Source organism: Brevundimonas sp. NPDC058933 (assembly GCF_049315965.1).
Taxonomy (GTDB): domain Bacteria; phylum Pseudomonadota; class Alphaproteobacteria; order Caulobacterales; family Caulobacteraceae; genus Brevundimonas.
This window is the reverse complement of sequence record NZ_JBMOSL010000003.1, coordinates 81,424-100,046: the sequence shown is the minus strand read 5'-3', so window position 1 is coordinate 100,046 and position 18,623 is coordinate 81,424. Positions and strand designations below refer to the sequence as shown.

Annotated in this window: 16 protein-coding genes and 1 other annotated feature (1 of these 17 running past the window's edge); of the genes, 10 read left to right on the top strand and 6 right to left on the bottom strand. The window is 65.9% G+C overall.

Annotated features, from left to right (window positions below):
• Positions 1-258 precede the first annotated feature (258 nt).
• Genes ACOZBP_RS08670 through ACOZBP_RS08660 form a run of 3 tightly spaced genes read right to left on the bottom strand, consistent with a single transcriptional unit; the run spans position 259 to position 1,395 of the window.
• Positions 259-576 (bottom strand): hypothetical protein, encoded by a 318-nt coding sequence (locus ACOZBP_RS08670; protein ID WP_422676021.1) that lies wholly within the window; start codon positions 574-576, stop codon positions 259-261.
• An 11-nt stretch (positions 577-587) separates the two neighbouring features.
• Positions 588-899 (bottom strand): hypothetical protein, encoded by a 312-nt coding sequence (locus ACOZBP_RS08665; RefSeq protein WP_422676020.1) that lies wholly within the window; start codon positions 897-899, stop codon positions 588-590.
• Positions 900-909: 10 nt separating this feature from the next.
• Positions 910-1,395 (bottom strand): DUF3175 domain-containing protein, encoded by a 486-nt coding sequence (locus ACOZBP_RS08660; RefSeq protein WP_422676019.1) that lies wholly within the window; start codon positions 1,393-1,395, stop codon positions 910-912.
• A gap of 48 nt (positions 1,396-1,443) precedes the next feature.
• On the opposite strand from ACOZBP_RS08660, the gene ACOZBP_RS08655 reads away from it, so the two are divergent.
• From ACOZBP_RS08655 to ACOZBP_RS08625, 7 genes are all read left to right on the top strand, one after another.
• Positions 1,444-1,746: a plasmid stabilization protein gene (locus ACOZBP_RS08655; RefSeq protein WP_422676018.1), complete on the top strand. Its 303-nt coding sequence runs from the start codon at positions 1,444-1,446 to the stop codon at positions 1,744-1,746.
• Positions 1,746-3,098, top strand: coding sequence for an erythromycin esterase family protein (locus ACOZBP_RS08650; protein ID WP_422676017.1), 1,353 nt, complete (start codon positions 1,746-1,748; stop codon positions 3,096-3,098). The genes ACOZBP_RS08655 and ACOZBP_RS08650 overlap by 1 nt, the downstream gene beginning before the upstream one ends.
• Before the next feature lie 11 nt (positions 3,099-3,109).
• Entirely contained in the window at positions 3,110-3,601 is a 492-nt protein-coding gene (locus ACOZBP_RS08645; protein ID WP_422676016.1) for a DUF305 domain-containing protein, read from the top strand.
• A gap of 371 nt (positions 3,602-3,972) precedes the next feature.
• Positions 3,973-4,173: a hypothetical protein gene (locus ACOZBP_RS08640; protein WP_422676015.1), complete on the top strand. Its 201-nt coding sequence runs from the start codon at positions 3,973-3,975 to the stop codon at positions 4,171-4,173.
• Between the two features lie 10 nt (positions 4,174-4,183).
• Positions 4,184-4,354, top strand: coding sequence for a hypothetical protein (locus ACOZBP_RS08635; protein ID WP_422676014.1), 171 nt, complete (start codon positions 4,184-4,186; stop codon positions 4,352-4,354).
• A gap of 12 nt (positions 4,355-4,366) precedes the next feature.
• The gene (locus ACOZBP_RS08630) at positions 4,367-4,630 is read left to right on the top strand and encodes a hypothetical protein (protein ID WP_422676013.1); all 264 of its coding nucleotides are present in this window, start codon (positions 4,367-4,369) and stop codon (positions 4,628-4,630) included.
• 161 nt (positions 4,631-4,791) lie between these two features.
• Positions 4,792-5,400 carry a flavodoxin family protein gene (locus ACOZBP_RS08625; RefSeq protein ID WP_422676012.1) on the top strand — a complete coding sequence of 203 codons (609 nt, stop codon included), beginning with the start codon at positions 4,792-4,794 and terminating at the stop codon, positions 5,398-5,400.
• 167 nt (positions 5,401-5,567) lie between these two features.
• On the opposite strand, the gene ACOZBP_RS08620 is transcribed toward ACOZBP_RS08625, so the two are convergent.
• The 3 genes from ACOZBP_RS08620 to ACOZBP_RS08610 all read right to left on the bottom strand — a co-directional run bounded on the left by ACOZBP_RS08620 (position 5,568) and on the right by ACOZBP_RS08610 (position 13,801).
• Entirely contained in the window at positions 5,568-6,248 is a 681-nt protein-coding gene (locus ACOZBP_RS08620; RefSeq protein ID WP_422676011.1) for a sensor histidine kinase, read from the bottom strand.
• 1,087 nt (positions 6,249-7,335) lie between these two features.
• Positions 7,336-13,023, bottom strand: coding sequence for an IPT/TIG domain-containing protein (locus ACOZBP_RS08615; RefSeq protein WP_422676010.1), 5,688 nt, complete (start codon positions 13,021-13,023; stop codon positions 7,336-7,338).
• A gap of 292 nt (positions 13,024-13,315) precedes the next feature.
• Positions 13,316-13,801: a MarR family winged helix-turn-helix transcriptional regulator gene (locus ACOZBP_RS08610; RefSeq protein ID WP_422676009.1), complete on the bottom strand. Its 486-nt coding sequence runs from the start codon at positions 13,799-13,801 to the stop codon at positions 13,316-13,318.
• Positions 13,802-13,866: 65 nt separating this feature from the next.
• On the opposite strand from ACOZBP_RS08610, the gene ACOZBP_RS08605 reads away from it, so the two are divergent.
• Genes ACOZBP_RS08605 through ACOZBP_RS08595 form a run of 3 tightly spaced genes read left to right on the top strand, consistent with a single transcriptional unit; the run spans position 13,867 to position 18,530 of the window.
• Positions 13,867-15,642: an N-acetylglutaminylglutamine amidotransferase gene (locus ACOZBP_RS08605; protein WP_422676008.1), complete on the top strand. Its 1,776-nt coding sequence runs from the start codon at positions 13,867-13,869 to the stop codon at positions 15,640-15,642.
• Positions 15,632-17,395 (top strand): N-acetylglutaminylglutamine synthetase, encoded by a 1,764-nt coding sequence (gene ngg, locus ACOZBP_RS08600; protein WP_422676007.1) that lies wholly within the window; start codon positions 15,632-15,634, stop codon positions 17,393-17,395. Before ACOZBP_RS08605 ends, ngg begins: the two co-directional genes overlap by 11 nt.
• Before the next feature lie 22 nt (positions 17,396-17,417).
• Positions 17,418-18,530 carry an osmoprotectant NAGGN system M42 family peptidase gene (locus tag ACOZBP_RS08595; RefSeq protein ID WP_422676006.1) on the top strand — a complete coding sequence of 371 codons (1,113 nt, stop codon included), beginning with the start codon at positions 17,418-17,420 and terminating at the stop codon, positions 18,528-18,530.
• A 76-nt stretch (positions 18,531-18,606) separates the two neighbouring features.
• Positions 18,607-18,623 (top strand) — a sequence feature (sul1 is cis-regulatory element that is thought to sense ions involved in sulfur or methionine metabolism; They are found in Alphaproteobacteria) (it continues 47 nt past the right edge of the window).

The window sequence follows — 18,623 nt, the reverse complement described above, 5'->3', positions numbered from 1 at the left end:
CGTCCTCACACCGTTCCTGAGTGTCCTAATCCAGACTTTATCCAAGCAAGCTCAGTGCAGCGCGAGCCGCTGGAGATACGTCGCGTCAGCCGGCGGGCGGGGGCCGAAAGCCCCATACATTGCAAGCTGATCACCCCACGATATCGGCCAAGGTGCAGTCTCATAGGCTGTAAGGCAGGTCCGCCTTAGGCCACGCACGTCGTCAGCCTCAGAACCAGCGGCCAAAGCTGCCGGCCGCCGGTTCCGGACGCGACTTCCCTAATGTTTGAGCGCCTCGCGATTGGCCTCGGTCGTCTTCGGCCCCTGATCCGCCTGCGTCTCTGTCCGCTCAGGGCGATTGGCGTGGGTGGAGCCCTGCTGGATATCGTCGGCGGCTAGCGCGTCGCCCTCGTCCATGGCGTCGGCGACCTCGCCTGCCGCGGGCGGCGCGAGGGACGCATCGGCGGCATCGGGGGCGACATAGCTGCGCGGCTCCGAACGCACGTTGTTTCCCTGCGGCTGATCACCGGCTTCAACCGGATCAGTCGCTGCGCTCTGGGCGGTGGCGGTTGAGGAGGATGTGTTCTGGTGAGGCATGATCCGCTCCTTCAGTTGCGGTTGTCGCGCTCGTGGCGCTTCTCGTCGCTGGTGGCCTGTTTCGCGTGTTTGGCTTCCGGCGCGTGACCGTGATGGATGTCGCGCTCGCCGCCCGACGAGACTTGGGAACGCGGCGAGAGGTGGTCCGGGGCGTCCGCGTCCTTGACCACCGGATCTGGTTTCGGCTTGGTCCGGTCTTCGTGGCTCGAGCCTGGGCCGCCCCAGCGGTCGGCGTTGTCGTTGTGTGTCGGCATCATGATCTCTCCTGCTTTAGCCGCGAACGGCTCTGCGGAATCAATCACCTGTTCCTGGGGCCGTTCCATAAGGCAGAGGTCAGCCCTCCTTGTGGAACAGCTTGCGAAGCTCGTCTTTGGCCGCCTCGATCCGTTTGCGATCCGCCGCGTCGAGATTGTCGCCGGCCCGATTGATATAGAAGGTCAGCATCGACATCGCCGACTGGAACGGCGTGCCTTTCTTGCGATGGCTGCGCTCTGCCGACCGCTTCAACGAAGCGGCGATTTCGGCCGGATCCTTCTTTTTGAAAACCCCTTCGTCGAGGTCCAGGGCGTCGCTGTGTTCGGTCACATCGGCGGACCAGCGCCTGACGGTCATGGCGGCTCTCCTTTCGCCAGAGAACACGCTGTCCGCGCTTCGGTTCAGGGCCCGGCCAATGCCGACCAGCAGCGCACTCAGCGGCGCGGGTGACGCCTGCTCGCGCCTATTCTTAACGGCGTCGGCCTCATCGGCGACGGCGGCGGTCCCAAGGACGGAACCGCCGCGCGCAGTCACTCGGTTAAGGCTCTGTCTGGCGTGCGACATAGGAACCCGCTCCGGCGCTGTGTATTTCGCCGAAAAGGAGGATCGATCATGCCCCGTGGAGAGAAGTCGGCCTATACCGACAAGCAGGAACGCAAGGCCGACCACATCGCCGAAGGCTATGAGGAACGCGGCGTGTCCGACAAGGAAGCGGAGCGTCGGGCCTGGGCCACCGTCAACAAGGACGACGGTGGCGGCAAGAAGTCCGGGTCCGGTCGCGGCAAGCACACCGGCCATCCCGCCGCCCACAAGGGCGGTCGCAAGGGCGGAGCCGCCTCAGCCTCGCGTTCGAAGGCCGATCGCTCGGCGGCCGCGAAGAAGGGCTGGGAGACGCGACGCAAAAAGGCTGGGTGATGCAGCCCGCCGGAATTCAGCCGCCGGACGCGCCTCCCCTCGACCCGAAGCGAGACGCCGCGATCGTCGATCTGATCGCCGGGACCGCCGAGCCGTTCGATGATGTGGACGGTCCGACTTTCGGCGCCCTTTTCGACCGGTTCGGCGACTGCCGGGTGGTTCTACTTGGAGAAGCGAGCCACGGCACGGCCGAGTTCTACCGCGCGCGAGCCGCCATCACTCGCAGGCTGATAGAGCGTCATGGCTTCAACATCGTGGCGGTCGAGGCAGACTGGCCAGACGCCGCCGTTATCGACCGACGCGTGCGCGGCAAGCCCTCCGCCGAATCCTCCGAGGCCGCTTTCCAGCGGTTCCCGACCTGGATGTGGCGCAACACCGAGTTCCAAAGCTTCACCCGTTGGTTGGCCGACTGGAACGAGGCTCAGCCCCGGCCCGATCGGGTCAGTTTCCACGGCCTCGATCTCTACAATCTGTCCGGCTCGATCACCGCCGTCCTCGACTACTTGGACGAGACGGATCCCGAAGCGGCGGCGGTGGCGCGCGAACGTTACGGCTGCCTCCAGCCCTGGGTGAGAGACCCCCAAACCTATGGGCGGATGGCCGTGACCCAGGGCTATGCCGAGTGTGAGGGCGCGGTCGTCCAGATGCTGTCCGACCTTCTCCAGCGACGCCTGCCCACCGGGGAAGACCGCGACGACTGGCTGGATGCGACCGCCAATGCCCGGCTGGTCCGTAATGCCGAAGCCTACTACCGGATCATGTATTATGGCGCGGCCGAGAGCTGGAATCTGCGCGACACCCATATGTTCGAGACCCTCTGCGCCGTTCTCGATGCGCGGGGGCCGAACAGCAAGGCCGTGGTCTGGGCCCACAACTCCCACATTGGCGACGCCTCGCGCACGGAGATGGGCTTGGTCCGCGGTGAGCTCAACATCGGACAACTGTGCCGCGAGCGTTTCGGATCACAGGCGGCCCTGATTGGCTTCGGGACCCACGCCGGAACCGTCGCCTGCGCCTCGGACTGGGGTGCGCCGATGAAGACCAAGGCGATCAATCCGTCGCGGCCGGACAGCTATGAACGGCTATGCCATGACGCCCGGGCGCCCCAGTTCGTTCTGGATTTGCGAGCCGACGCCAACGCCACCCTTTACAGGTCACTCCGGCAGCCACGCCTCGAACGGTTCATCGGCGTTATCTATCGGCCCGAAACCGAACGATGGAGCCATTATTCCGCCTGCTCCCTGTCTGAACAGTTCGATGGCTGGGTTTGGTTCGATGAGACCAGAGCGCTCGTTCCGACCGCAGTCGGGCAGCGCGACGGAGCGCCCGACACCTTCCCGTTCGGCCTCTAGGATCCCTGGCGATGAGTTACCGGCGCTTCCTCGTCATGATCGCGGTTTCCACGGTCATCATGTTCGGCCTGATGTATCTGAACACCTTCGCCATCGATCATGTCGAGTACAGCCAGACCCGGACCTGGATGGCGATGCTGATGGGCGCAGCCATGGCCATTATCATGATGAGCTTCATGTGGGACATGTACCGCAACACCCGCCTCAACATCCTGATCGTGGCCGGGGCGGTCCTGGTGTTCTCCGCCTGTCTCTGGCTGGTACGCAGTCAGGCCACAGTCGGTGACGTCAGCTACATGCGGGCGATGATCCCGCATCACTCCATCGCCTTGCTGACCAGCGGCCACGCGCACATCAAGGATCCCGAGGTCCGCAGACTTGCCGACAACATCATCGAGACCCAGAGGCGCGAAATCGCCGAGATGAAACGCCATATCGCCCGGCTCGAGGCCACGCCGCCGCCGGCGGACGCTCCGGATCTCCCGCCGGACGACCCGGCCTGAGCGCAACTCCCTCCTAGAGCGACAAGAATTACAAGTATGGAGGCGCTGGGCGGCGCCGCCTGGATCAGGAGCCCAGCCAGATCGCGTTTGGTTGGCGGAGTGAACAGGCTAGCCAAAACAACGTACTTCGATCCCGCCGAACAGGTGGGTGTCTCGAACGCTCGTCGCGGAACCGAGATGGAGGAGCGGCAACCTGCCGAACCCCATGATACGACCGGTACAGCCCTGCCCAGCAATCCACGCTTCCGCGTCGCCGGGCGGGAATCGTCTGTCAGTTCCCGCAGCCTATTCAAACTTTTCGTGTAGCGCAGCCGTAGGAACGGCCTTGAGCCCTGGCGCTTGGTTTCTTGTAACCATTCAGGGAGATCGACATGACCGACGTCCAACCAGAACGTGATCAAACGCAGGATCGAGACCCCTCGACGCCGCAGCCGGATGAGAACCCGCAGCAGCGGGAAAACCTTCGGGATATGGCTCAACGTCAGCCCGCAAAGGATGATCCCGCGTCTACGACGGGCGGCGAGGGATCGGCAGGGGCGGGCGGACCCGACGGCTTTGGCGCCGGTGCTTGAGGAGGCGGATATGACCGATGCCCGATCAACCCAGGACAACAACGCCAATCCCAACGACGATCCTCAGGACCACGACAGCCTTCAGCGACAAGCCCGGCGGGAAACGTCCAAGGCCGAGGGCGAAAATCCTGATGAAGATCGGGCGCCATCGACAGCGCCTCCGATCTCCAGCCCGGACTGAAGAGAGATTCATATGACTGACGCGCGACCCGATCCCGACCGCGATCCGAAGCGGCATCAGCCTGGAAAGGCGGACCCGGACAGAACAGGCCTGGGTGAAGACAGCCTGCAGAAACAAGCGACTCGAGAAGCCACGCTCGACCAGAGTGACGACAAACAGGCGGCCGATTTCTTATCGGACGAAAACGGCCACATCACCAAAATAGGGGCCGATACGGCTCCCGAGGGCGACCTGCAGGAAGCCCGGCGCGGCCAAGGACAGGAAATACCGTCCTGAACCTCAAAGCTCCGTCCGGAAGGGCGGAGCTTTGGCTGTCTGAGCCAGCGCCGCATGGCGTCTGCTTGTCATTGAGGCGTGGGTATCGTCGGCCGCAAGGGTGGAGGGACGTCGGCGATTGTGGAGCGCCTCTTCTCAAGATGAGAGGAAGAAGCCCGAACATGAAACTCAAAGCACAACCTATCAACTGCAGTTTAAAACGCAGTTCCGGCGATGACAGCTCCACAGACGCAATGATTGCGACGATCTCGGACGCCTTTCGTCGATTTGACGTCACGATTGCTCCCACGCTTCGCATATCGGACTACGACGTTCTGCCGGGCGTCACCTCCGATGAGGGCGAAGGCGATGCCTGGCCATCGCTTCGCAACCAGATTCTCTCGGCGGACATCCTGATTTTTGGAACGCCCATCTGGTTGGGGCAGGCATCCAGCATCGCTAAGCGCGTCCTTGAACGCATGGACGCCTTCCTCGATGAGACTGACGATCAGGGACGAATGCCCAGCTATAGCAAAGTGGCTGTCACAGCGATTGTAGGCAATGAGGACGGCGCACATGCGACGTCGGCTCAACTTTTCCAGGCCCTCAATGACGTCGGGTGGACGATTCCGGCCGTGGGAGCCTGTTATTGGGTCGGCGAAGCCATGGGTTCGGTTGATTTCAGAGACCTGCCGCAACCTCCCGACAAGGTGGCGAAAACAGCAGAAATGCTCGCCGCCAACGCCACCCACCTCGCAGGCCTGCTAAAGCAGGATCCTTATCCAGGATGATGCTCCGCCGGAATGTTCGCACCTGATGTCCGACACGCTCATACCGCAAGGCATGATGCCTGTCGGATCTGGCCTCGGGCCGGTTCAGCAATGATCTCGAATACCAGGTGCAAGTGCGAACAAGTCCATCCCCCGACCCTGGCTTCCTAAACTTGCAGGGACAGCCCCTACCCCTCTGTCGGGCCGTGGCTTTGCGCCCTCTGTCCAAATCCGGTCCCATTCATCCTGCTACCCTTTCCGGGTTTCGCAAGATCGTCCCCCGGATCCGTCGCGGACATCCCTTGCGAGCACGTCAAAGGCTGTTCGACGAGATGCAGAGAAAGAGAACACTGCAGGCCCTCGGGGCGGTAGTCGATACGGGCTTCACCCTGCCCTCTTGAGAAGCTCTTCTCGATCAGTCGGGTCCCGAATCCGCGGCGTTCCGGCGGCGTCACCGGCGGCCCTCCGCTTTCACGCCAGAGCATGACCAGAGACCGCCGGCCCATACCGTCAAATCCCAGGTTCCAGCTTAGGTGGATACGTCCTGACCCGGTGCTAAGCGCGCCGTACTTGGCTGCATTGGTGATAAGTTCGTGGAGCACCAGCGACAGGGCCACGGCCTGGGACGGATGGAGCCGGGTTCTCGGCCCCGCCACCACAAAGGGCGAAGGCCGCCGATCATAAGGGCGGATCGCCTCAAGCACGAGAGCGTCGAGGTCGGCGCCGGCCCAGTTTTCATCGACAAGGACGCTGACTTTAACCGACGCTATCTGCACCTTCGCCCAGTGGAACCCTCCCTCGCCTGAGACGGCCGCCGAGGGCCCGAACAGCGAGGCCTGCGAACCCGTCGGCATGAACCGACGGCGCATTTCGTACCGCGCCGAGCGCCTATGTCCAAGCAAGGACGGGAGCATCGATTCTAGGCCTGATCGCGGCGCGCTATCGGCGCCGCGGTCGCCAGGGACGTGCTTCGAGCGTTCATTTGCGCTTGGAATCGCATTGGCGGCGACTGGACCGACAGAGCGCGTGAGAACGAAAAGAAAAAAGAACGAGAACATTCGTGTGCAAATTTCGCACACGCAGTCGTTCAACTTATTGAATCAAATCAGTAAGTTATCCAGTCCATCATGGGGGCGACTGACAGTCTATGGGCGTTGTTCATCGGCATTTTTTAGCAGGATCAAGACGTTGGAAGGCGGCGTGTGCACTCGAATTTGCGACGTGTTGCGACGTTTTTCCGGGTTTTCGACACCTCAGTGCACACAGAGCGCGCACGAAATGGCGACCTACTCGAAACTCCCGTCAGGAACGTGGCGGGCCCAGGCAAGACGGAAGGGTCGCTATATAGGCGAGACCGTCCTCAAACGCGATGACGCGCGGCGATGGGCGACCGAGACCGAAGGTCGGATTGATCGCGGCGAGACGCCTACGCCGTCGCGGGCGGCTCGGCTTCGCATATTCGCCAGCGTCGGTGTCTGGTTTCGATCCCGTCGCGTTGATCGAAGCTCAGCGCCCTGGCCGCGCGAATGCGGACCTTGCCATATTCCCTTCAATCACAGGTCAGCCGGCACGGCATTCATGCGGGTTTGCAAAAGCCGCAGTATACTGGACTTTAGCGACCTTCGCCACGAGGGAACCAGCCGTCTGCTCGAAGCAGGCTTTCAGATTCAGGAGGTCGCTCTCGTCACCGGCCACAAAGACTGGAAGATGCTCCGACGCTAAACTCACCTGAGGGCGGAATCCCTCCCCCTGATTGCTGCAAGTCCTGCTGCCTAGTTTCAAGCCGACGCGGCTCCCCTCGCGCGGACAGAATAGATCACTCGGCTTGGACGTTTCTCAGATGCGCCAACACCGGACATTCGCTGACGAAACGAAAGCAGACGCTCCTGGTGCCTCGTCGTCACACAAGCCGACGCGCGTAGTTCGGGGCCGCGACGTCGCGCGGCCCCGTTTGGGTCACCAGCCGTACTTCATCCCGATCTGGGCGCCGTGGCTGGAGCTGGCGTCACCCAGGGCGCCGCGGTAGCCGAGGCTGAGCATCAGGCGGTCGCTCAGCGACCACTCGGTTCCCAGGTCCAGGTTGATCGCGTTGCGCGACCAGGCGTCCAGCGGGACCAGGTAGGTCGGACTGGTCGTCCAGTCGGCGTAGCGAACCCCTTGGGCGCCGATGTCCTCCAGTTCGTGCGACCACTCGACACGCGCGGTCGGTCGGAACTGGCCGTAGCGACGGCTGTCCAGGGTCCAGCGCCAGGAGGCCCCGAGGTTGGCCGACAGGCTCTTCTGCTCGATCTCATCCCAGTTCAGGGCGGACAGACCGCCGCCGGTCTCGGTGAAACCGTCCAGCGTTATGTCGCGGGCGTCAAGTCGCGCATAGAAGTCGCTGGTCGCCCGCTCGCCGCGCAGGACCCGGCCAAAGGCGGCCGAGGCGAAGCGTACGTCGCCGGACCGGTCGCCGTCGGCATAGCCGTCCGCCTGTCCCGCCAGACCCTCGACCCAGCGCCGCGACGTGAAGTCCAGATTGGCGAAGCCAAAGACGCCGTCGACATAGAAGGCCTGGGCCGGCCGCCAGCTGGCGTAGAAGGCGCCGGTGACGGCCTTGCCGTGGGTGACCGAGCCGTTGTCGCCTATCCGGGTCTTGTCCTCGCCATAGCCGAGGCCGCCGCCGACGATCAGCTGATCCGAGACCTTGACGTCCAGACCCAGGGTCGCGCCCTGCGTGGTGAAGCGGCTGTCACGCTGGCCCGTCGCATCCTGACGGCCCCAGTCGACGGAGCCCGAGGTCCACAGGCCGACCGAGGAACCAACACCAACACCAGGCTGAGCCGCCGCGTTCAGACGGTCATCGCTTGTCGCCGGCGGGGCGGAGGCCTGCGCCCGTCCGGCCCAGAGGTCCAGGCCCAGCATCTCGCGTTCGCGATCGCCGCCCAGGGAGCCGGGGTCGAGGTTGCGGTCTTGACCCAGTTGACGGCGCAGGGCCTGCTGCGGATCGCGATCCGCCTCGGCGCCGCCCAGGCCCAGGTTCAGGCTCAGACCATTGGACGAGCCATTGGTCCCGTCGTGCAGATCGCGCAGACGCTGCTGGAAATTGTTGATCTGAGCGTCGGCGAAGCGACGGGCTGAGGTGACCTGGCTGGTCGCCACCCCCCTCACCTCGGGATCCAGCGACGGATCTGGGCGCGCCTCGACCGTGACGGTCAGGGTGCTGTTGGTCGTGCCGGACGCGTTGCTGAGGCTGTAGGTGACCAACGCCTCGCCCGAGAAGTCGCCGGTCGAGACGAAGGTCAGTTCATAGTCGTCGCCGGCCTTGGCGATGGTCGCCTCGCCCGCCGTCGCCGGGGCCATGGAGACCACGGCGGCGCCGGTGAAGGGACCGCCCGCGACGTCGCCGAGAAGGACCGTCACCGGCACGCCCTGCAGGGTCTGGGCGACCAGGGCCTCTGATCCGGGCATGGCGTTGGAGGTCAGCGACATCCGGCCCGTCGCCGAAGGGCCGAAGGGCAGATCGACGACATAGTCGAACGTGGTCGTCCCGCCGTTGGAGCCCGGCGTGAAGACCAGGCTCAACCCGTTCACCGTCACCGCGCCGAAGGCCGGCGGACGGGTGACGCGAAGGGCCTGGAACGGTCCGCCGACCAGTCCGGCAGTCGGCGTAAAGGTCGCCGACGCGCCCGCGACCACTGCGCCTGACAGATCGGGCGCCTTGCCCGCCACCTGGAAGGTGAAGGTCACCGGGGAGGACTCACCGCCCGGCCCAAAGGCGACAACGGTCACGGCGTCCTCGCCCATGAAGTTCGCGGCCGGCGTATAGATCAGTCGGTAGGGACCCGCCGCTTGAGGCGCTGCTGAAGCCCGGGCCTGCATTGGCGCCGCAGCGGCTCCGTTCGCGATCTCCGCCACGCCGAACTGGCTGACGACCGTAATGCGATAACCGTCGATCGGGCCCTGGCTGACGGAACCGAGATCGACCGAAGTCGATACTCCGCCCGAAGAGGGAGGAACGATCACCGGACCGGTCGGCTGTTCCACCACCGGCGGCGGCGGCGGCGCCACCGTCAGCGACACCGTCGCCGGTGCAGAGGTCCCGCCAGGTCCTGTCGCCGTATAGGCGAAGCTGTCCGCACCGAAATAGCCGGCCTTAGGCGTATAGACGACCACCTCGCCTGACACGCTGGCCACGCCATGCACTGGCGCGGAAGCCACCTCGAGACGGGTGCGAACCCCGGTGATCGAACCGCTCAGGTCAATCGTCGTCGAGGCGTTGTAGACCGCTGCGGCCGAAACGGCTGCGACGGTCGGAGCGACTGGCGTCGCCACCGTCAGCGTCACCGTCGCCGGCGCCGAGGTCCCGCCGGGACCCGTCGCCGTATAGGTGAAGCTGTCCGCGCCGAAATAGCCGGCCGTGGGCGTATAGGTGATCACGTCGCCCGCGACGATGGTCACGCCATGCCCCGGCGTGGAAACCACTGCGACGCTGGAGTGAACCCCGCTGATCGAACTGCTCACGTCAATCGGCGTGGGCGCGTCATAGGCCGCCGCCGCCGACACCGCTGCAACCGTCGGCTCGCCCGGCGTCGCCACCGTCACCGTCACCGTCGCCGGCGCCGAGGTCCCGCCGGGACCCGTCGCCGTATAGGTGAAGCTGTCCGCGCCGAAATAGCCCGCCGCTGGCGTATAGGTGACGACGTCCCCCGACACGCTGATGACGCCATGCGCCGACCCGGAGGCCAACGCGAGGCTGGTGTAGATTCCGGTGATGGAACCGCTCAGGTCAATCGCCGTGGGAGCGCCATAGGCTGTCGAGGCCGAAGCCGCCGCCACTACCGGCGCGCCCGGCGTCGCCACCGTCACCGTCACCGTCGCCGGGGCCGAGGTCCCGCCGGGACCGGTCGCGGTATAGGTGAAGTTGTCTGGGCCGAAATAGCCGACCATTGGCGTGTAGATGATGCTTGTTCCACTCGGCGTGGCTGTCCCGTTTGTCGCAGCCGACACCACCGCTACGCTGGAGGCAGGTCCGCCCGAGAGGTTCAGCGTGATCGGGTTCGCGCTCGATCCAAAAGCCACCATCGCGGATACCGCGCCCGCGATGGGCGCGGATGAATAGGTGAACTGATCGCCCGCCGAGGTCGCGCTGGTCCCGCCGGTCGTCGTGACGCGCACGTCCACCGTCCCGGTTCCCGCCGGCGCGGTCGCCGTGATCTGGGTCGCGCTGTTGACCGTGAAGGCGGTCGCCGCACCCGCCCCGAAGGTCACCATCGTCGCACCCGAGAAGTTCGCCCCGGTGATCGTGACCGTCGTGCCGCCCGTGGACGGGCCGCTGGTCGGCGAGATCGCCGTCACCGTCGGCGCCTGCACATAGGTGAACTGGTCAGCGGCCGAAGTCGCGCTGCTCCCGCTGGCGGTCGTCACGCGCACATCCACGGTCCCGGCGCCCGCCGGCGCGGTCGCTGTAATCCGGGTCGCGTCAATGACCGTAACGCTTGTCGCAGATATCCCGCCGAAGGTCACCGCCGTAACGCCAGTGAAGTTCGTACCGCTAATGGTGACGTTTGCTCCCCCTGCGTTCGGCCCACGGTTCGGCGAGACCCCCGTCACCGTCGGCGCCGGCGCGCCAACGGTCCAGGTGTAGGCGCGCGCTCCATCGAAAGGACCTGCCCCCGTCGAACTATCGGTGGCGCTCAGGGTGAAGTTGAACGTGCCAGACACGCTCGGCGTGCCCGCGAGCACGCCGGCGGACGACAGCGACACACCAGCCGGCATGGCGCCGGCGACAAGCGCAAAGGTATAAGGGGCCGTTCCGTTGGCTGCCGCGATCGTCTGGCTGTAGGCATCGCCCATTATTCCGGCGGGCAAGGTCGTCGGAGCTATGGTGATGGTCGGCGCAGCCACGGTCAACGAATAGGCGCGGCTGGCTGAATAGGGCGCGCCTGCTCCGGTCGAACTGTCAGTCGCGGTAACCGTGAAATTGAATGTCCCGCCCGCAGTCGGCGTGCCTGTCAGCGCGCCAGCAGGCGATAGCGTCCAACCGGCAGGCAAGGCGCCGGCTGTCACCGCGTAACTATAGGGTGCGACGCCGCCTGAGGCCGCGATCGTCTGGCTGTAGCTTGCGCCGACCACCCATCCCGGGAGGGCGCTTGGCGAGATCAAGATTGTCGGAGCGGACTGGTAGGTGAACCGGTCAGCGACCGAAGTCGCGCTGGTTCCGCCCGTCGTCGTCACACGCACGTCCACCGTGCCGGCTCCTGCGGGCGCCGTCGCCGTGATCTGCGTCGCGCTGTTGACCGTGTAACCCGTCGCCGCCGTCGCCCCGAAGGTCACCGCCGTCGCGCCCGAGAAGTTGGCTCCGGTGATAATCACCGTCGTCCCGCCCGTGACCGGCCCCACCGTCGGCGAGATAGAGGTCACCGTGGGGGCCGCCACATAGGTGTACTGATCGGCGGCCGAGGTGGCGCTGATTCCGCCCGCCGTCGTGACGCGAACATCCACTGTTCCCGCACTTCTTGATGGCGCCGTCGCCGTGATCGAGGTCGCGCTGTTGACCGTGAAACCCGCGGCCGCTGTCGCTCCGAAGGTTACCGAGGTCGCGCCCGCGCCCGCAAAGCCCGTCCCGGTGATGGTCACGGTCGTCCCGCCCGCGGTCGGACCCGCCGTCGGCGATATCGACGTCACCGTCGGCGCCGGCAGATAGGTGTACCGATCCGCCGCTGAGATCCCGCTGGTCCCGCCGACCGTCGTTACCGTGACGTCCACCGTGCCCGCGCCGCCAGCCGGCGCCGTGGCGGTTATCTGCGTGTTGCTGTTAATCGTGTAGTTCGCAACCGTCGCGCCGAATTTGACCGCACCCGCGCCAGGGGCCGCTGCAAATCCGGTCCCTGTGATGGTCACGGTCGTGCCGCCCGAGGCTGGACCCGACGTCGGCGAAACTCCCGTCACCGTCGGCGCTCCCACATAGGTGAACTGATCCGCCGCCGAGGTCGCGCTGGTGCCGCCCGCCGTCGTGACGCGCACGTCCACCGTCCCGCTCCCCGTCGGCGCCGTCGCCGTGATCTGGGTCGCGCTGTTGACCGTGAAACCCGTCGCCGCCGTCGCTCCGAAGGTCACCGCCGTCGCGCCCGAAAAGCCCGTCCCGGTGATCGTCACGGCCGTCCCTCCCGAAGTCGGACCCGCCGTTGGCGAAAGGGCGGTGACCGTCGGCAGCGGCGCAGTGAGACAACTGGCCGAGGCGCTTACAACCGTCCCTGCCCCAGCCACGCTCCAGGCGTACAGGATGAAGTCGCGCTCACCTGCGGCGACCACATGATGACCATCAATGCTCAGTTCAGCGCCAGGTTGGGCGTATTGCTCAACCAGGATATTGGCGCCGCCATTCTCATAGAGTGCAAAGCCGCCCCCACCTGCCGCAGTGGTGCCTGTTGTCGTGGAGCGAAAAACAATGCGCTCGCCAACCGCAAAATTCGGGAGCGGCCAGGGGTTTTCCAAACTCGCCCCGTTTGTGAGGCTGACACCGCCGCCCCAGATGGAATTGACTGCGTCGCAACCTGGAGACGCCGCTGCTGCGGGTCCGGCGATGAAGACGGACAAGATCACGCCTATAGTCGCGACAAGATTTTTCGCACGGCCCAAAGCCGCCGCCAATCGATTGACCATCTTCCCGCCCCCAGCGCCGCAAAACAGCGGTCATCCCTCGAACGACGGGATTTGGCACGCATCTCTCGGCGAGTCTCCCCGAAAGCATAGTTAACTCCGGCCTGGTGACGGCAATCGTCCAGAGCGCCTAAGACTCGCCTCTCGGTCAGCGCGGCTTCGCACATCCGGCGAGCTTGTTGAGCTACACATCGAAGACATGAAATCCGTCGGGAACGGCGCCCCGAAACCGAAAACGATCTCAAGTCCAAGGCCCGGCCACATCTCCAGCAAAAAAGCGGCCCGCACCCCGCTCTCAACCCTGGGGGACTGTTCCGACCATGAAGCCCGCCAGGACATCCAGAGCCTCCGCCAGATCCCTGCGCCGTTCGACGGGCAGTTGGCCGAAGGCGGCGATGAAGCCGTCGCCCAGAAGGTCGGGCGAGTCCGCAAGCGCGGCCTGGCCTGCTTCGGTCGTGCGGACATGCACCACGCGACGATCCCGGGTCGAGCGATAGCGGACCACCAGTCCCTTCGCCTCCAGCTTGTCCAGAACCCCCACGACCGTCGGCGCCGACATGGCCGCATCTCGCGATATGGCCTGGGTCGTCACCTCCCCCAGAGAGCGCACGGATTGCAGCACGATCAGCTGCGGCAAGGTCAGGCCCGACAGCCGCGCGACTTCACGCGAGCGGACGTCGATGGCCTGAGCGATGCGCCGCATGGACCGCACCAGGGAGGCGGTCGGATCGGCGGGGCGTTCCGGTCGGGAAACGGGTTGCGGGCTGAGGATCGGATCCATCAGGGTTGAATTCCTTAGTGTGCTAATTATTTGTGCACGCTGCATTCACAGTACAAGGACAGCCTATGTGCGGCCTGAGCGGCGAGATCAATCACGACGGGCGTCCCGCGGACGCCGACGCCCTGCAACGCATGACCGAGGCCCTGGCGCCTCGAGGGCCCGACGGCGCCGGGATCGTTCTGCGGGGTTCCGTCGGACTGGGTCATCGCCGCCTCAAGATCATCGATCTGTCTGAAAAGGCCCAGCAGCCCATGGTCGATCCCGAGCTCGGGATCACCCTGGTCTTCAACGGCTGCCTCTACAACTATCCGGAACTTCGCCAGGAGCTTCAGGGCCTTGGCTACCGCTTCTTTTCCGAAGGCGACACCGAGGTCATCATCAAGGCCTGGAAGGCCTGGGGCGAGACCTGCGTTGATCGCTTCAAGGGCATGTTCGCCTTCGTCCTGCACGAGCGCGACAGCGGCCGCACGGTCATGGCGCGTGACCGGTTCGGCATCAAACCCCTGTATCTCGCCGAGAAGGGCAAGCGCCTGCGCTTCGCCTCGACCCTGCCCGCCCTGCTGGCGGCGGGCGATATCGACACCACGATCGACCCGGTCGGCCTGCACCACTACATGACCTTCCACGCCGTGGTGCCGCCGCCCCACACCCTGCTCAAGGGCGTCAAGAAATTCCCCCCTGCCACGATCCGCGTCATCGAGGCCGACGGCACGGCCCGCGACCGGATCTACTGGCGCGCAGACATGACCCGTCGCCCCGAGGACGCCGGCCTGACCGCCGAGGACTGGCGCGACCAGGTCCTGGCCTCCCTGCGCGAGGCGGTGAAGCGACGCATGGTGGCCGACGTGCCGGTCGGCGTCCTGTTGTCGGGCGGGGTGGATTCCAGCCTGATCGTCGGCCTTCTGGCCGAGCTGGGCCAGAAGGACCTGATGACCTTCTCCGTCGGCTTCGAGGCCGCCAACGGCGAGAAGGGCGACGAGTTCGCCTATTCCGACCTGATCGCCAAGCACTACGGAACCAACCATCATCAGATCTTCGTGCCGCACGCCCGGTTGATGGAGGCCCTGCCCGGCACGATCGCCGCCATGTCGGAGCCCATGGTCAGCTATGACAATGTCGGCTTCTACCTGCTGAGCCAGGAGGTCTCGAAACACATCAAGGTGGTCCAGTCCGGCCAGGGCGCCGACGAGATCTTCGCCGGCTACCACTGGTACCCGCCGATGCTGGAGACGACCGATCCGGTCGAGACCTACGCCAAGGCCTTCTTCGACCGCAGCCACGCCGTCCTGAAAACCCAGCTGAACGGCGCCTATATGGCCGACACCGACGTCAGCCGCGCCCTGGTCGAGGCCCATTTCGCGCAAGGCCGCGCCGACACGCCGGTCGACAAGGCCCTGCGCCTGGACAGCCAGGTCATGCTGGCCGACGACCCGGTCAAGCGGGTCGACAACATGACCATGGCCTGGGGCCTGGAAGCGCGCGTGCCCTTCCTCGACCACGAGCTGGTCGAACTGGCGGGCCGCATCCCCCCGGAGCACAAGCTGGCCCAGGGCGGCAAGGGCGTGCTCAAGGAGGCCGCGCGCCTGGTGATCCCTTCGGAGGTCATCGACCGAAAGAAGGGCTACTTCCCGGTGCCGGCCCTGAAATACATCCAGGGCCCCTACCTGGAGATGGTGCGCGAGACCCTGACCAATCAGGCGTCGCGCGATCGCGGCCTGTTCAACAGGTCCTATCTCGACGCCCTCCTCGCCGACCCGACCCACCGCCTCACTCCCTTGCAGGGGTCCGAGCTATGGCAGGTCGCGGTCCTCGAGATGTGGATGCAGACCCATGGCCTCTGACCCTCGCCCCGTGCCTGCCCTGGCCCATCGTCTGAAACGGCTTCGCCACGAAAGCCTCAAGCCGCGGGTTCAGGACGGTGACGCAACGCCGATCCAGGCCCATGCGGTCGTCGATTGCGGCTGGGGCCGGCTGCTCTTCGCCCAGACCTTCGAGACGGCCGCGCCCCTGATCGACGCCTTGCGCGCCGAGGCCCCGGACCGGCGCGACATCGCCTTCTATGTCCGCAACCCCCATGTCCTGCTGGCGCAGGCGCCCCAGGAGGTCTTCCTCGATCCTTCGCACTCCTATCGCCTCGACCTGGCCGTCTACCGGCCCAGCCGACGTCAGCCGCGCGGCTTCACCATCCGCCGCATGGGTTCTGAACAGGACGCCGAGGCGATCAACCGGATCTACGCCGCGCGTCGCATGGTCCAGACGCCGCCCGGCTTCCTCTGGTCGCGCCGGGACGACCGGAGCCTGGCCTATTTCGTCGCCGAGGACGCCGTCACCGGCGAGGTCGTCGGCACGGTGACCGGCGTCAACCATGCCCGCGCCGTCGACGACCCGGAGGGCGGGTCATCCCTGTGGTGCCTGGCGGTCGCGCCCCAGGCCCGCCAGCCCGGCATAGGCGAAGCCCTGGTACGGCGACTGGCCGAGCACTTCCGGACCCAGGGCCTGGCCTACATGGATCTGTCGGTCATGCACGATAATCTGCAGGCCATCGCCCTTTACGAGAAGCTCGGTTTCCGCCGCGTCTCCTTCTTCGGCGTCAAGCGCAAGAACCCGATCAATGAAGCCCTCTTCACCGGGCCCGCGAACAACGAAGACCTGAACCCCTATGCCCGCCTCATCGTCAACGAGGCCCGTCGGCGCGGCATCGCCACCGAGGTCATCGACGCCGAAGGTGGCCTGTTCCGCCTGAGCTGGGGCGGCCGGACCGTGCGGTGCCGCGAGAGCCTGTCGGAACTGACCTCGGCCGTCGCCCTGAGCATCTGCGACGACAAGCGGATGACCCGCCGCATTGTCGCTGAGGCCGGGGTGACCACCCCCGCCTCCATCAAGGCCGACAGCCCCTCAGCCATCGACGCCGCCCTGGCCACCTATGGCCGGTTGGTGGTCAAGCCCGCGCGCGGCGAGCAGGGCCAGGGCGTGGCCGTCGGACTGACGACCATGAGCGAGGTCCAGAGCGCCCTGATCGGCGCGCGGCGGATCTGCAGCGACGTCCTGATCGAAGAACAGGTCCAGGGCGAGGACCTGCGCCTGGTGATCATCGACTTCCAACTGGCCGCCGCCGCGGTGCGGCGTCCGCCCCGTGTGATCGGCGACGGGCAGACGAGCATTCGCCGCCTGATCGAACATCAGAGCCGTCGCCGCAGCGCCGCCACGGGCGGCGAGTCTCGCATTCCCATCGACGCCGAGACCGAGCGCACCCTGGCCGAAGCCGGCTTCGGCCTTGACGACGTGGCGCCGGAGGGCGTCGAGATCATCGTGCGCAAGGCCGCCAATCTTCACCTGGGCGGCACCATTCACGATGTCACCGACATCGTGCACCCGGTCCTTGTGGACGCTGCGATCACGGCGGCGCGGGCCATCGACATCCCCGTCACCGGCATCGACCTGATGGTCAAGGCGCCCGACCAGCCCGACTACGCCTTCATCGAAGCCAATGAACGCCCGGGCCTGGCCAATCACGAACCCCAGCCTACGGCCGAACGTTTCATCGACCTGCTCTTCCCCGCCTCCGCGTCCGGCTCATCGCGCAGCAACGCCTAGACGCCCACCCGAAGGAGACGACTTGCCCGATCCCGCCATCGACCTCGCCTACCTCAAGGCCCGCCTCGCCGACTTGCTGAACACGCCCAGCCCGACCGGCTACACCGATGAGGCCGTCCGGCTGCTGTGCCGCGAGCTGGACCGGCTCGGCCTTGACTATGAGATGACCCGTCGCGGCGCCATCCGCGCCCGCCTGCCCGGCCGGGACGCGACGCCCGCCCGCGCCGTCGTCGCCCACGTCGACACCCTGGGCGCCCAGGTCAAGCAGGTGAAGGCCAACGGCCGGCTGGAGGTCGTCCCCATCGGTCACTGGTCCTCCCGCTTCGCCGAAGGAGCCCGCTGCACGATCTTCTCCGAAGGCGGCGCCTGGCGCGGGACCATCCTCCCGCTCAAGGCTTCGGGCCACACCTTCAACACCGAGATCGACACCCAGCCGGTCAGCTGGCGCGAGGTGGAGCTGCGCATCGACGCCGTCACGCACGACCGCGACGACACGCTGAAGCTCGGCGTCGATATCGGGGACATCGTCGCCATCGACCCCCAGCCTGAGTTTCTCGACACCGGCTACATCGTCTCGCGCCATCTGGACGACAAGGCCGGCGTGGCCGTCCTGCTGGCGGCGCTGGAATGCCTGGTCCGCGAAGAGCGCACGCCGACCGTGGACACCTGGTGGCTGTTCACCATCGCCGAAGAGGTTGGCCTGGGCGCCTCCTCGGTCCTGGTTCCGGACGTGGCCGCCATGGTCACGGTCGACAACGGCACGACGGCGCCCGGCCAGAACTCCTCCGAGTTCGGCGTCACCATCGCCATGGCCGACCAGACCGGTCCCTTCGACTGGCACCTGTCACGCAAGCTGGTCCAATTGGCGCGGGATCGCGGGATCCCTCATCAGAAGGACGTCTTCCGCTACTATCGGTCCGACTCCGCCTCGGCTCTGGAATCCGGGGCCGATATCCGCACCGCCCTGCTCGCCTTCGGCATCGACGCCAGCCACGGCTATGAACGGATCCACGAAAGCGCCCTGGGCGACCTGGCCCGCCTGCTGATCGCCTATGTCGAAAGCGAGGTGGAGATCGGCCGCGACGCCCGTCCCATGAGCAGCGTCGCGGGCTTCACGCACCAACCCCTGTCCTGAGCGAAACGGCCGCCGCCGGAAATCCGGCGTCGCAGACTTGCCTTTTCCAGCAGCGGCCCGCATCAGACGTCCTCACCTCGGACCCGGACCTGC